The organism is Sorangium sp. So ce1153, assembly GCF_051521595.1.
GTDB lineage: Bacteria > Myxococcota_A > Polyangia > Polyangiales > Polyangiaceae > Sorangium.
This window is the reverse complement of the sequence record NZ_CP150361.1, coordinates 7,610,051-7,624,262: the sequence shown is the minus strand read 5'-3', so window position 1 is coordinate 7,624,262 and position 14,212 is coordinate 7,610,051. Positions and strand designations below refer to the sequence as shown.

The window sequence follows — 14,212 nt, the reverse complement described above, 5'->3', positions numbered from 1 at the left end:
CGTGCGCGCGCCCTCTCCGCCGTGGGCTGGCCGCGTCGTGCGGTGGATCGCGCGGTGGCTCGCCCGCCTCCGCCCGCGCTCGCCGCGCTCCCTGCGCGGCGCGGCGCGGCTCGCGCTCGCGGCCGCCGTCGCCCCGTGGCTCCTGCTCGCCTTCATCGCGGCCCTCACACCGCTCCCGACGGAGCTCCGGGCGACCGAGGAGCACGCCGTGTCCACGGTGCTGTACGACCGCCACGGCACGGTGCTGCGCGAGCTCCGCGCCGGGGACGGCGCACGCGCGCGCTGGCTGCCGCTCGCCGAGGCCGGCGATCGCATCCAGCGCGCGCTCCTGGCCGCGGAGGACCGGCGGTTCTCGCTCCATCCCGGCGTCGATCCGGTCGCGATCGCGCGCGCCCTCGGCCAGCTCGCGGCGGAGCGGCGCGTCGTCTCGGGCGCCTCGACGATCACGCAGCAGCTCGCGCGCACGCTCGTGCCGCGCCCCCGCACCGTGCGCGGCAAGCTCGGCGAGATGGCGCTCGCGCTGCGCATCGAGGCGTCGCTCTCGAAGCGCGAGATCCTCGAGCAGTACCTGAACCGCGTCGCGTTCGGCCCGGGCCTGCGCGGCGTCGAGGCGGCGAGCCGCTTCTACTTCGACAAGCCCACCGCGGATCTCTCGCTCGCCGAGGCCGCCGCGCTCGCCAGCATGCCGCGCGGCCCTGCGCTGTACGACCCGCGCCGCGGCACGGGGCCGCTCGAGCGCCGCAGGAACCGCGTGCTCGATCGCATGCTCGCGGCCGGCCTCGCCGGCGAGGCCGAGGTGGCCCGCGCCCGCGCGGAGCCGATCGCGCTCGCCCCGAAGGGGAGCGGCCTCGGCGCGCCGCACCTCGTCCGCGCCGTGCTCGGCGGGGCGCTGGACGGCGGCGCTGAGCCGGGCGCCGAGCGCCCCGGCGCGGCGCCGTCGCGCGGCCGGGCGAGCGCGATCACCCTGACGATCGATCGCGGCCTCCAGCGCGAGATCGAGGTCCTCGCGCAGCAGACCGTCCGCGGCCTCTCGGACCGCGACGTCGGCGCCGCGGCGGTGGTGGTCCTCGAGAACGCGACCGGCGAGATCCTCGCGTACGTCGGCTCGCACGACATCGACGACGCCGCCGGGCTCGGCCACAACGACGGCGTCCTCGCGCTGCGCCAGCCCGGCTCCGCCTTGAAGCCGTTCGTCTACGAGCTCGCCATGGAGCGCCTCGGGTTCACCGCCGCGACCGTCCTGCCCGACGTCGAGCTCTCGTTCCCGACCCCGGACGGCAGCTACGCGCCGCGGAACTACGACGGGCGCTTCCACGGCCCGGTTCGCCTCCGGGACGCGCTCGCCAGCTCGTACAACGTGCCGGCCGTCTGGACGGCGGCCGCGCTCGGCCCCGAGCGCGTCCTCGAGCGCCTCCGGGAGCTCGGCCTCCGCTCGCTCGACGGCGCGCCGTCGCGCTACGGCGTCGCGATCGCGCTCGGCGACGGCGAGGTCCGCCTCCTCGATCTCGCGAACGCCTACGCCACGCTCGCGCGCGGCGGGCTCTACCTGCCGGTGCGCGCGGTGCGCGCGTGGACCGACGCGCCGCGCGCGTCCTCGACGCCGCGCGTCCTCGACGCCGCGCGCGCCCGGGTGATCGTCGACATCCTCGCCGACGACAAGGCGCGGCTCGCGTCGTTCGGCGAGGGCAGCGCGCTCGACCTGCCGTTCCCTGTGGCCGCCAAGACGGGCACGTCCAAGGGGTTCCGCGACAACATCGCGGTCGGCTTCACGCCCGACGTCACCGTCGCCGTCTGGGTCGGCAACTTCGACGGCTCGCCGATGGGCGGCATCAGCGGCATCACCGGCGCGGGCCCGCTGTTCCGCGACGCGATGCTCGCCGCCGCGCGCGTCCGGCCGCCGCGCCCCTTCGACCCGCCCGATCCCGATCAGCTCGCCGAGGTCGAGGTCTGCAGCCTCTCCGGCATGCGGCCCACGGCGGCGTGCCCGCACCGCCGCCGGGAGCTCCTCCCGCGCGGCGACGCCGCGGCGATCGCGCCGTGCGACATGCACGAGGCCGTGCGCGTCGATCGCCGCAACGGCCTGCGCGCCGGCGCGTGTCCCGACGCGGCGGTCGAGGAGCGCGTCTTCGAGCGTTACGACGCCGAGCTCACCGCCTGGGCGCGCGCGTCCGGCCGCCCTGTCGCGCCCGACGAGGCGTCGCCCCTCTGCGGCGCGCTCCCCGAGCGCGACGGCGCATCCGGCGCAGGGGCGCCCGGCGCACCCGTCCGCGTCGCGTACCCGCCCGACGGCGCCCGGTTCGTCCTTGACCCCTCGGTCAACTCGCTGCAGGCCATCCGGCTCCGCGCCGACGTCCCCCCGGGCGTGCGCCGCGCGCGCTTCGTCCTCGACGGCCGCCCGATCGAGGTAGGCCCGCCGTTCGCGCTCGACTGGCCGCTCGTCGCCGGCGCGCACCGGCTCCGCGTCGAGGCGGACGGCGCTCCGGCCGGCGAGGAGATCGCGTTCTCGGTGGAGTGAGCGGCGGGGCGAGGGGAGCGCCCCATCCCCGCCTTCACGCTGCGGCGGGAGCTACCGTGCTCACCCGAAGATCGGCAGGTCTTCTTCCTCGGAGAGCGGGAATCGCTGCACGAGCGGGTCTTCCGCGATCCCCGCGAGCTTGCGCAGCGCCTTGTGGACGTGCCCCGGCTTGATCCGGACGCCGCCCTCCTTCGGCTCGAGCGTGACCGGATCGACGTCGAGCGGGTTGTGCCGCTCGTCCGTCGCGCCGATCACCCTGTTCCCCTGAATGCCGGCGCCGGCCAGCATCATGCTGGTGATGTTCCAGTGGTCCTTGCCGTTGCCCTCGTTGTAGCCCGGCGTCCGCCCGAAATCCGAGCCCACGACGATGACGATCCGGTCGGCGAGGCCCTGCTCCTCGGCGGCGGTCAGGAGGAAGTCGACGCCGTCGCAGATGTCGCTGAGCCGCGGGATGTGGTTGTCGTCGTGGTTCCCGTGGGTGTCGAACCCGCCCACCGACAGGTTCGCGCTGACGCAGATGCCGGCGCGGTAAGCCGCGAGCGCGACCTGCGCCTGCCGCCGCAGCGAGGCCTTCTCGAACTCCGCGGGCAGGAACTGGATCAGCTGCTTCAGCTCGTTCTGCCCGACGCGCGAGGTGAAGAGCGTGCTCATCGCCTGCTTCACGTGGGGCAGCCGCTGCTGCTCGAGCCTCGCCGCGTGCCGCGCCTGCCGGGCCTCCATGATCCGCGTCATCGTGGCGTCGGTGTGGTACTGCTCGCGGTTCTCGCTGTTCGACGGATCGATCCTGTTCGGGTACGCGAGCCGCTGGAGCAGGCCTGTGTCGGGCACGCGGGTGACGGGCACGACGTTCGCCGTCGTGTCGTAGCCGCCGTTGCTGATGAACCCCATCGGCAGCGAGCCGCCGTGGACGCCCGCCACGAGCGCGGCGAAGCCGGGCTTGCCCTCGCGGAGCGTCCCGCACCACGTGTTGCGGACGCCGGCGTCGTGGCTGTTCGTCCCTGTGTCGACGCCGTTGATGATGAGCAGCCTGCTGTAGTGCTTCTTGAAGAACTCGGCGTTGCCGCCGACGGGCGCGTACCGGATGTTCCCGGCGGTCCCGATCTCTTCGTTCAGGTAGCTGCGGTTCATCGCTTCCCGCGTCTTCTGCTCGTCGGCGCTCATCGCGCCCTTCGGGTCGCAGAGGCTCGTCGGGTCCCAGCCGCCGCTCGCGTGGATATGGACCCAGAGGGGGCCCGAGTAGGGGCCAGCCGCCGCGGCGTCCCTCGACAGCGAGCCCGCTGCGACGACGCCGAGGCCCGCCATCGATGCCAGTTTGAGGAAATCTCGACGTTCCATGGCTGCTCCTACTGGTAAAGAAACCTGAAGTCCGAAAGGAGATAGGTCATGACGCTCATCCACGCGCGGACCGTGTAGTTGTCGTCCCGCGTGAGCTTCTGCTCCTCGGGCAGCCCCTCTCGGGTCCAGTAGTCGTTGTGCACCTGGCAGGCGCCGGGCAGCCACTGCGAGAGCCGGCCCTCCTCGCCCTCCGCCTTCTTCATGCCCGCCTTGCCCTCTTCCCACGTCTCGAGGAAGAGCTTGTACGTCCGGTCGAGCTCGGGGTCGCCGAGCTCCAGGGACTCGCCCAGCACCCGCTTGTGCAGGTACTGGATGTTCTTCTTGATCGCCTCGACGGCCGGCAGCACGTCGAATTCGTTCGTGTCCCGCGGCTCGAACGTCGTCTCGACGAACGGGAAGAGCAGCCGCTCCTCCTGCGGGAGGTGCATGTCGCGCGGCACCGAGATGCACGCCATCTCGTTCGCCATCCGGTCGGCGACGTTGGCCATGATCCCGTTCGGCTCCGTGATCCGCTGGATCACCTCCTCCGAGTCGATGCCGCCGTAGAGCAGCCGGTAGGCGTCGCGCCGGAGCAGGAAGTCGTAGCGGTCGCCGTTGTCCTCGAACGCCCGCGGGCGCCACGGATACCCGGTCACCGCCCAGATCTTCCGGTGCAGCTGCTCGGGCCCGAGGAAGCGCGTGCCGCCGAGCTGCGTCAGCGCGTCGCCCCGCGACGACGGCTGCGCGACGTTGCGCGCGCGGAAGTAAGGGCTCTTGACGATGGCCTTGACGACCGTCTTCAGGTTGTAGTCGCTCTCGGCGAAGTCGTGCGCCATCGCATTGAACGCGTGGTACTGCGCGAGGTACGCCCGGAACCTGGCGCTGAACTCCGGGTCGTCGTTCGCCGGCGCGGTGAGCGGCTTTTGCCCGGTGAGGCCGGTGTACATCGTGTACACCGCCGAGAGGGCGAAGCGGGGGTCGTCCGCGACGCGCTTCGCGACCCACGAGAGCGCGCTCGGGAACTCGCCGAACGGCACCGACTCGGCCCCGAAGCCCGGCGGCCGCATGTCCTCGTACCAGGTGTCGTCCGCCTTGTACCGGCCCGCCGAGTCGAAGCTGTGGAATCCGCCGGACAGCGGGTCCAGCGCGGCGTGGCAGACGGTGCACGCCGCGTTGTTCATCGTCGGATTGAAGTCGGTGATCTTCGTCTGATCGAGCGGCTGCTCGGCCGTCTTCAGGATGTCGGTGCCGAGGAAGAACTGATAGACCATCCTCGCCCGGTGACGGTTCCTGTTGGTGCTCGTCGTCGGGTGTCTGTTCAGGAAGACGGGCGAGGTGAGCACGCCCGCGAGCGGGACCGGGTCGCGCTTCGCCGGGACGAACTCCTCCGGATCCGCGTCGTTCTGGAACTCGGCCGTCACGCCGTAGGCCTTGGCGGAGAACGGGCTCACGACCGTGTAGTCGGCGGTGAGGACCTCCTTGAAGGACCTGTCGTTCCGCACGATGTACGCGATGAGCTCGAGCGGCTCCCTGCCGATGGCGCGGTTCGTCCAGCTCTTCAGCTTGTTCGTCACGTCCTCCAGGTCCCGCGCGCCGTATTTCTCGACGAGCGCGGGGTCCTGCGGGAGGCTGTTGTACCACTTCGGGTCGTACGCGTCGCTCTTCAGCAGATCGACGGCCTGCTCGCCGTTCAGGTAGCGGTCGGTGAGGAAGAGATCGTTGTAGATCTCCATCAGCCGCACGTAGAACGCGTCCTCCGTGAGCAGCTGGTCGAGGATCGGGTCCAGCGCGTCCATGCCGCTCTGGGCCACGGCCTGCTGCTCGGCCTCGGTGGGCAGGCGCCCGGCGATCTCCAGGCTCGCCGTGCGGAGCGTCTCCTCCGGCCCGCTCATCAGCACGTCGGCGAAGGACGCGTTGACGTCCGTCTCGCACGACGACGGCTCCTTCGTGCGGTCCACCATCGCCTTCAGCGACTCGTACTCGGGGCCATCGACGTCGATGACGTGGCCGCCGCCGTGGTCGATGCTCTTCGTCGGCTTGAGGAGGACGTAGGACTCACCGCTGAGCTCGAGACCCGCGAGCGACTTGAACGTCGCGAGGTTCTTGTCGAGGAAGCCGGCCTCGCTGCTCCCGGCGAGGACCAGCTTGGACTCCGCGGCCTGCCCCTGCGGGTTATGGCAACCGATGCACTTGGTCGAGAGGATGGGGACCCACACCTTCTCGGCGAAGAACTGCTCGTCGGAGATGCACGGGCCGTCGGCCTCGCTGCTGCAACCGGTGGACACCGAGGCGAGCGCGCTCGCCCCCGCGGACAGCCCCAGGATTCCCAGGGCCGTCACGGCGCGCTTCCGGAGTAACCATCCTGTTCTCGGCATAAGCATCCTCGTCGGGAGCGCCTGCGCGTGCCCCCGCGTTGAGGGGACCGGGAGAGCGGAGCCCCGAATCGCGTTGAAGGAACCACACACCGACAACCCATCGTGGGCTGTCGGTCAACGACGCCCGATGAAGCGAGCTCTACATCGCCCTGCTCCATCTCCTGCGTAGCCTCGTAGTCTAACCTCTCGAGGGCCGTCCCCGCTACGCGCTCTTCACATCGGTTGATCTGAATTTGTCCTCGATACCTCTCGTGATTGTGAAGTTTTTCGACGAGAGGCCGCGGTTCATCGTGAAGCCGCGTACCCGGTGCGCCGAGGTGGGGGCTCTCGCCATGAGGGGGCGTGCGTGGATGTGGTCAAGGCCGGGGAAATCGAATAACCGTTGGATATGAGCTCGACGAGGGATGCGACCCGCGCTCGCGCGGTCCAGTGGTTCGTTCGCGGGGGTACGCTGCGGGCGGCCGGCCGGGATCCCGTCAAGATCGGCATCGCGCCGATCGTGGTGGGGCGGGATCCGAGCTGCGGTGTGGTCGTCGACGACCCCGAGGTCAGCTCGACGCATTGCGAGCTGCGCGCCGAGGGGCCGGGCGTGCTCGTGCGCGATCTCGGCAGCAAGAATGGCACGTTCGTCTCGACGGTCCGCATCCGCGACGCGATCCTGACGGCCGCTTGCGCCATCCAGGTCGGCGGGACGGTGCTGAGCTTCGAGCCGCTCGAGAAGGAGCGCGTCGACGTCGGCTTCGACGAGAGCTTCGGCCCGCTGATCGGCGGCTCGCCGCGGATGCGCCACCTGTTCCGCCTGCTGCGCGAGGTGGCGGCGACCGAGCTGTCGCTGCTCATCACGGGGGAGACCGGCACGGGCAAGGAGCTCACGGCGCAGGCGATCCACGACAGCTCGAGCCGGCGCGGCGGGCCGTTCATCGTCGTGGACTGCGCGTCGCTGCCCGGCGCGCTCGCCGAGAGCTTCCTGTTCGGGCACGAGCGGGGCGCCTTCCCCGGCGCGAGCGACCGCAAGGGCGGCGCCTTCCACGAGGCGAACCGCGGGACGATCTTCCTCGACGAGATCGGCGAGCTGCCGCCCGATCTCCAGCCGAAGCTCCTGCGCGTGCTCTCCGAGCACAAGCTGAAGCGGGTAGGGTCGCGGGTCTACGAGCCGGTCGACGTGCGGATCATCGCCGCGACGCGCCGCGACCTCGGCCGCAGCATGAACACCGGGCGCTTCCGGAGCGATCTGTTCTTCCGGATTGCCCAGATGCGCATCGAGCTGCCGCCGCTGCGCGAGCGGCGCGAGGACATTCCGCTGCTCGTCGCGAGCGTCTGCGAGCGGATGGGGTGCCCGGAGCGCGCGGTGGAGATGGTCAATCTCATCACCACGACGCTCGGTCAGCACGATTTCCCGGGCAACATCCGCGAGCTCATCAATGTCACCAGCGTGGCCACGAGCCTGCCGCCCGGGGCCGAGGCGATCGCGGCGATCCTCCCGCTCGAGGGCGGCGGCGACGTCGTCGCCCCGACGTCGGCCTTCGGCGAGGCGAAGCGCAGCGCCGTCGCGGCGTTCGAGCAGCGCTACTTCAGCGAGCTGATCCGCGCGACGGGCGGCAACATCAGCGAGATGGCGCGCCGCGCCGGCATGGAGCGCCACCACGTGCGCATGTTCCTGCGAAAGCACGGGCTCACCGCGAAGCAGTGAGGCGGCGGGCGCGACGCGGACTCTGGCGCTCCTCGCTCGTGATGCGCCCGGAGAGAGAGAGAGAGATTGGAACCACAGAGGCGCAGAGGGCACAGAGGGGAGAGAACAGAGAGAAGCGATAGTTTCTTCTTCTCTCTCCTCTGTGCCCTCTGTGTCTCTGTGGTTTATATTTCTTTATTGCAGGATTGACGACCTGCTAGGCGCCGCCCGCTCCGCCGCTGGCGCCGCCCGCGCCGCCTCCGCCCCCCTCGCCGCCGCCCGTCGTGGCCGCGCTGGTGGTCGTGGCCGCGGACGTGGTCGTCGCGGCGGAGGTGGTCGTCGCCGCGGAGGTGGTCGCGGCGGAGGTCGTCGTGGCGGCGGAGGTCGTCGTGGCCGGGTTGCCGCCGCAGCGCTCGACGCCGCGGCAGTCGGCGCAGGAGCAGCCCTCGAAGTACTCGGCGCAGGAGCCGTTGTCGGTGCAATGGTCCGTGCACCGCGGGGTGTCCGTGCAATCGGGGCAGGTGCAATCCTCGTTGGCGCCGCACGCCATGTCGTTGTTGCACCCGCGCGCCGGGCTGCAGGCGGCGACGTTGCCGGCGCAGTCCTGGCAGGTGCAGTCCTCGCTGTCGGCCGCGTCCGGCCGCAGGTCGCAGGCGCCGTCGTCCTTGCAGTGGCCGAGACAGCTCGCCGAATCCGCGCAATCGGGGCAGCCGCAGCTCTCGGGCACCTGGGCGAGGATCGTGCACCGCCCGTCCGGGCTGCCGCCGAAGCAGCCGAAGCCGAGCGAGCCGCCCGCCCCGGCGACGGTCGCCGCCGTCGTCGTCGTTGTCGCGTCGGCCGCCGGGTCGCTCGAGCAGCCGCCGCTGATCGCGATACCGATGGTCATGGAGGAGGCGAGGAGGGCAAGAAAGGCGCGCATGCCCGACAGCATCCCTCTCACGAGCGCGTCACGTCAACACCGCGTGGACGCGCGCGCGTCGACGCGCGCGGGGCGACCCAACACCGCGCGCCAGCGCGCGTCGGGCGCAGCGCTCAGCGGAATGCCACGCTCCTGTCCGCGGTCCTCGCGCGGACCACGGAGCGCTCGCGGACCAGGAACTCGCGCACGGCGGCGTCGAGGCGCGGATGAGCGAGGTGGTGGGCGCTGTGGGTGACGCTCGGAGCAAAGCCCCGTACGAGCTTGTGCGACCCGCCCGCGCCCGGCTCGAAGCGGCGCAGCCCCCGCGCGATGCAGTCCTCGACCGGGTGGTAGTAGCAGACGTTGAAGTGCAGGAACGGGCGTTCCTCCGAGGCGCCCCAGTAGCGGCCGTAGAGCGTCGTCGGCCCCGCGAGGTTGAGCGCGCCCGCGATGGGCCGCTTGCCCTCGCGGGCGAGGACGACCTCGACGCCTCCACGGGACCCGGCGCGCTCCCCGTCGCTGCGGAGCCGGGCCGCGATCTCCTCGAAGAAGGCGCGGTTCAGGTATTGCCGGCCCCACGCGAACTTCTCCACGGTGGAGACGTAGAAGCCGAACATCACGTCCACGATCTCCGGCGTGATCTCCGCGCCGCGGAGCGTGTCGATCGAGATGCCTTGCTTCGAGCTCTCGCGCATCTCGCGCCGGATCTGGTGCCGCCGCTTCGCGTTGAAGCGCGCGAGGAAGTCGTCGAGCTTCTGGTACCCCTCGTTCTCGAACTGGAACTGGATGCCGCAGCGGTGCGCCATCTCCGCCCCGGCGAGCGCCGTGGCCTCGTCCTCGGTCGGGAACAGGACGTGGGCGCTCGAGATGCGGCTCCGCGCGACCAGCTTGCGGAGCGTCTCGGCCAGGACCGGCAGGAGCGCCGGCCGGTCCTCCGGCCGCCGCACGAAGAGGCGCGGCGACGTGGCGGGCGTGAACGGCACCGCGACGACGAGCTTCGGGTAGTACGGCGCGCCGATCTGGTGCGACGCCGAGGCCCAGCCGTGATCGAAGACGAACTCGCCCTCGCTGTTGTCCTTGAGGTACGCGGGCGCCGCGGCGAGCAGCGCGCCCTCGGCCCGGAACGTGATGTGGTGGGGCAGCCAGCCCGCCTCCTCGCCCACGCACCCCGTCCGCTCCAGCGCGTCGAACCACGCCCAGGAGAGGAACGGCGCCTCGCTGACGCCGTGGAGCGCGTCCCACTCGCTCTCCGGGATCTCGCGGATGGTGCCGTGGACGTGCGCTTCAAGCTCCATGGCCGATCATAGCAGCGCGCGCCGCGCTGCCCGGCGGGCGCGCGATGTCCTGGATCGACCGCGCGCCCGAGCGCGCCACGAGCTCCGACAGCCCGCGCGCGATCGCGGCGGGCAGGAAGGGCCCCCCGTAGATGAAGCCCGTGTAGAGCTGCACGAGGTCGGCGCCCGCCTCCAGCTGGTCCATGGCGTGCTCCGCCGACTCGATCCCCCCGGCGCCGATCACCGTGACGCCGCCCCCGAGGCGCGCGCGGATCCGCCGCACCATCGCCAGCGAGCGCTGCCGGAGCGGCGGCCCGCTCAGCCCGCCGGCGCCCATCGCCTCGACCTCCGCCGGGCTCGTCGCGAGCCCGTCGCGCCGCACGGTCGTGTTCGTCGCGATGACGCCGGCGAGGCCGACCTCCTCCACGACGGCGAGCAGCGCCTCGAGCTCCTCGTCGCCGAGGTCCGGGGCGACCTTGATGAGCAGCGGCACCGGCCTGCCGCCGCCGCGGTTCTCCTGCGCGACCGCCGAGAGGAGCGCCCGCGCGATCGCCGGCCCCTGCATCGCCCGGAGGTCCTTCGTGTTCGGCGACGACACGTTGATCACCACGAAGTCGGCCGCGCGCCGCACCTCGCGGAAGCTCGCCAGGTAGTCCTCGATCGCGGGCTCGATGGGATCGAGCGGCGCGACCCGGGACTTGCCGATCGAGATGCCCACGGGCACGCCGACCGACGCCGCGCCGCCGCGGCCGAGGAGCCGCTCGGTGACGCGCGCGGCGCCCTGGTTCGGGAAGCCGAGCCGGTTGATGAGCGCCCTGTCGGCCGGCAGCCGGAAGAGGTTCGGCGGCGGGTTCTCGGCCTGGGCCTGCGCCGTGACGGTCCCCAGCTCGACGAAGCCGAAGCCGAGCGCGGCGAGCGCGCGGGCCCGGCGGGCGTCCTTGTCGAAGCCGCCCGCCACGCCGAGCGGGGAGGGGAAGTCGAGCCCCATGGCGCGCACCGCGATGCGCCCGTCCCGGGGCGCGAGGCGGGCGCGCACGAGGGCGCGGAGCGGCGCGGCGTGCTCGAGCGGGGCGAGCGCGAGCATGCCGAGCTCGTGCGCCAGGCGGGGTGGCAGCGCGAAGAGGAGCGGTCGGACGAGGCGGTACATCGAGGCGCGTCTCCGTGGCGCGCGCGGCGCCGGAGGGAGGTCCGGCGCGCGGCGCGGCGGTGGGCGATATCATGAAGGGCCGCGCGTGTCGCGGCCCTGGCGAGCGCGCCCGCGCGCGAGGTGCGCGCCCGCTCTGCTAGACTCGGCGCCCCCCATGACGTCCCCCGAGATCCCCGATCGCGCAGGCGATCCCAGGCTGTCGACCGACCTTGGCGAGCGCTTCGCGCGGAGCGCGGACGAGATGACGACGCTGCGCGAGCGCGGCGTCGCGGCCGCCCGCGACCTCTGCGCCTTCATCGATCGCGCGCCGACGCCCTACCACGCCGTCCGCGAGGTCGCCTCGCGGCTCGCGGCCGCCGGCTTCTCCGAGATCGGCGAGCGCGACGCGTGGACGCTCGCGCCGGGCGACCGCCGCTTCGTCATCCGGGGCGGCTCGACGATCGTCGCGTTCGTCGCCGGGGCCGAGCACCCGGCGCGCGGCGGCTTCCGCGTCCTCGGCGCCCACACCGACTCGCCGAACCTCCGGGTGAAGCCGAACGCCGAGCTCTCGCGGAGCGGCTACCAGCAGCTCGGGGTCGAGGTCTACGGCGGCGTGCTGTACTCGACCTGGCTCGACCGCGACCTCAGCGTCGCCGGCCGGGTGCACGTCCGCAGGGAGGGACGGGTCGAGCGCCACCTCGTCGACCTGGGCCGCCCCGTCGCGCGCGTGCCGAACCTCGCGATCCACCTGAACCGCGGGGTCAACTCCGAGGGGCTCGTGCTCAACGCGCAGAAGCACCTCGTCCCCGTGATCGGCCTCGGCAGGGAGGCGGACCTCCAGGCGCTGCTCGCGTGCGCCGTCGACGCCCCGCGCGACGCTGTCCTCGGCTTCGACCTTTGCCTGTATGACACCCTGAAGGCGTCGCTCGGCGGGCTCTCGGACGAGTTCATCTTTGCATCCCGCCTGGACAACCTGGCGAGCTGCCACGCCGCGACGGCGGCGCTGATCGGCGCGGGCGATCCCGGCGCGGCGACGCGGGTCGTCGCGCTCTACGACCACGAGGAGTGCGGCAGCCGGAGCGCCGTGGGGGCGGCGGGCAGCGTGCTCCGCGACGTGCTCGCGCGGATCGTCGACACGTACCCGGCGCGCGAGCCGCAGGCGTTCGCCCGGGCGATGGCGGGCTCGCTGCTCATCTCCGCGGACATGGCGCACGCGGTGCACCCGAACTACGCCGACCAGCACGAGCCGCGGCACGCCCCGCAGGTCAACCGCGGGCTCGTGATCAAGTCGAACGTGAACCAGAGCTACGCGACGGACGGCGCGACCTCCGCCGCGCTCGAGGCGCACTGCCACGACGTCGGCTATGCGCCCCAGCGCTTCGTCGTGCGCAGCGACCTCCCGTGCGGCAGCACGATCGGCCCCATCACCGCGGCCGCGCTCGGGATCGCGACGGTCGACGTCGGCGCGCCGATGCTGAGCATGCACTCCTGCCGCGAGATGGCCGGCACGCTCGACGTGCACCTCGCCATCGAGACGTATCGCCGCGCTCTTGCCTAACGCTTGTCCTGCGAGAGGAGCGCGAAGCCGATCAGCTTGTAGAGCATGCGCGCGCCGACGTTGCCGTCCCAGTCGTCGTGGTCGTCCCTGGGCGCGACCTCGTTCAGGTCGAAGCCCACGATGCGGCGGCCGCTCTTCTGGATGCGGCCGATGAGCGCGACGGCCTGCTGGAACGAGAGCCCTCCAGGCACCGGCGTGCCGGTGCTCGGGCACAGCGTCGGATCGAGCCCGTCGATATCGAAGGTCACGTAGACGTCCTCGGGGAGCTCCTCGACGATCGAGTCGGCGATCAGGTGGAACGGCTCCCCCTCGAAGAGGCGATCGGCGATCGCGGCGTCGACGTGGGCGACGATGCGCCCGTTCGACGCGCGGATGAAGCGCAGCTCGTCCTCGCTCATGTCGCGCAGCCCCACCTGGACGATCCGCGAGATCTTCGGGTGGCGGGTCGCGACGTTGTGCATGATCGAAGCGTGGGAGTCGGTGAACCCCTCGTACGCGTCGCGGAGATCGGCGTGCGCGTCGACGTGGAGGATGCCCATCCCGGGGTAGCGCTCGGCGTGCGCCGCGATCGTGCCGTAAGGCGCGGAGTGGTCGCCGCCGACGACCCCGACGAGCTTGCCCCGCTCCATCCACCGCGCCGCGAGCTCGCCGACGCGCTCGTTCAGCTGGCGCGACAGCGCGTTCACCGCCGCGAGGCGCGCCTCGAGGTCCCGGTCGCCGGCGACCTCTCCCAGCGCCGCGATCACCGGCTCGGCCGCCGCGCACGCCTCGGCGTTCCAGCGGACGATGTCGGGATCGACGTCGAGCATCGCGATGCCCTGCTCGTACGGCCTGCCCGTGTGCAGGTCGAAGAGGTCGACCTGCCGGCTGGCCCGCAGGATCGCCGCCGGGCCCTTGGCCGCGCCGCGCCGGTAGGACACCGTCGGCTCCCAGGGCACCGGGATCAGGACCACCCGAGCGTCCTCGGGGGTGTGCGGCAGACCGTAGACCCCGTGACCGAGCGAAGGACCGTTCGGATCGAAGCCGAGAGGGGATGAGCTCACGCGGCCACGTTGGCGGTTCGCGACCATGTCGTCAAGCGCGAGCCGCTCCCGCCAGAAGCGCGCCAGAAGCGCGCCAGAAGCGCGGCGGAGCGCGCCAGCAGCGCGGCGGAGCGCAGCCGCGCGGCGGGGCGCGGCGGAGCGCAGCAGCGCGCGGCGGAGCGCAGCAGAGCGCTCCGCCGCGAGCGCCGCAGAGCACCCGAGCAGCGACCACCACGCCCGGCATGGGCGCGCGAGGTCGGCATGGGCGCGCGAGGTCGGCATGGGCGCGCGAGGTCGGCATGGGCGCGCGAGGTCGGCACGCGCGGTGCGTAGAGGCGATCGCACCGAGTGCGCGCGACATCGGCGTGAAACACCGGCGAGAGACGCGCTCGTGTGGAGCGCGCGTCGGAATGCAACTTGGCGCTTCCCGCTGTGTCGAAATGCGGTACGAAGGGTGCCGA

9 protein-coding genes are annotated in these 14,212 nt (G+C 72.3%); 3 read left to right on the top strand and 6 right to left on the bottom strand.

Features of this window, described 5'->3' with window-relative positions; translation table 11 throughout:
• Position 1: 1 nt before the first annotated feature.
• A complete protein-coding gene (gene pbpC, locus WME85_RS27425; RefSeq protein ID WP_437825315.1) occupies positions 2-2,515 on the top strand; it encodes a penicillin-binding protein 1C in 2,514 nt (837 codons plus the stop codon).
• A 60-nt stretch (positions 2,516-2,575) separates the two neighbouring features.
• Here pbpC and WME85_RS27420 read toward each other — a convergent pair whose 3' ends face one another.
• Both WME85_RS27420 and WME85_RS27415 read right to left on the bottom strand, forming a co-directional pair.
• Positions 2,576-3,850: a DUF1501 domain-containing protein gene (locus WME85_RS27420; RefSeq protein ID WP_437825314.1), complete on the bottom strand. Its 1,275-nt coding sequence runs from the start codon at positions 3,848-3,850 to the stop codon at positions 2,576-2,578.
• 8 nt (positions 3,851-3,858) lie between these two features.
• A complete protein-coding gene (locus tag WME85_RS27415; protein ID WP_437825313.1) occupies positions 3,859-6,204 on the bottom strand; it encodes a DUF1588 domain-containing protein in 2,346 nt (781 codons plus the stop codon).
• Between the two features lie 388 nt (positions 6,205-6,592).
• Here WME85_RS27415 and WME85_RS27410 point away from each other — a divergent pair, with 388 nt between their 5' ends.
• Positions 6,593-7,894: a sigma 54-interacting transcriptional regulator gene (locus WME85_RS27410; RefSeq protein ID WP_437825312.1), complete on the top strand. Its 1,302-nt coding sequence runs from the start codon at positions 6,593-6,595 to the stop codon at positions 7,892-7,894.
• A 196-nt stretch (positions 7,895-8,090) separates the two neighbouring features.
• Here the strand turns inward: WME85_RS27410 and WME85_RS27405 are convergent, their stop codons facing one another.
• From WME85_RS27405 to WME85_RS27395, 3 genes are all read right to left on the bottom strand, one after another.
• Positions 8,091-8,792 carry a hypothetical protein gene (locus tag WME85_RS27405; RefSeq protein WP_437825311.1) on the bottom strand — a complete coding sequence of 234 codons (702 nt, stop codon included), beginning with the start codon at positions 8,790-8,792 and terminating at the stop codon, positions 8,091-8,093.
• Positions 8,793-8,905: 113 nt separating this feature from the next.
• Entirely contained in the window at positions 8,906-10,066 is a 1,161-nt protein-coding gene (locus WME85_RS27400; protein ID WP_437825310.1) for a GNAT family N-acetyltransferase, read from the bottom strand.
• A complete protein-coding gene (locus WME85_RS27395) occupies positions 10,056-11,192 on the bottom strand; it encodes a quinone-dependent dihydroorotate dehydrogenase (RefSeq protein ID WP_437825309.1) in 1,137 nt (378 codons plus the stop codon). The genes WME85_RS27400 and WME85_RS27395 overlap by 11 nt, the downstream gene beginning before the upstream one ends.
• 241 nt (positions 11,193-11,433) lie before the next feature.
• On the opposite strand from WME85_RS27395, the gene WME85_RS27390 reads away from it, so the two are divergent.
• The gene (locus tag WME85_RS27390) at positions 11,434-12,729 is read left to right on the top strand and encodes a M18 family aminopeptidase (RefSeq protein WP_437842366.1); all 1,296 of its coding nucleotides are present in this window, start codon (positions 11,434-11,436) and stop codon (positions 12,727-12,729) included.
• On the opposite strand, the gene WME85_RS27385 is transcribed toward WME85_RS27390, so the two are convergent.
• Positions 12,726-13,799, bottom strand: a complete 1,074-nt coding sequence (locus WME85_RS27385; RefSeq protein WP_437312248.1) for an agmatinase family protein — start codon at positions 13,797-13,799, stop codon at positions 12,726-12,728. The genes WME85_RS27390 and WME85_RS27385 overlap by 4 nt on opposite strands.
• Positions 13,800-14,212: the final 413 nt, after the last annotated feature.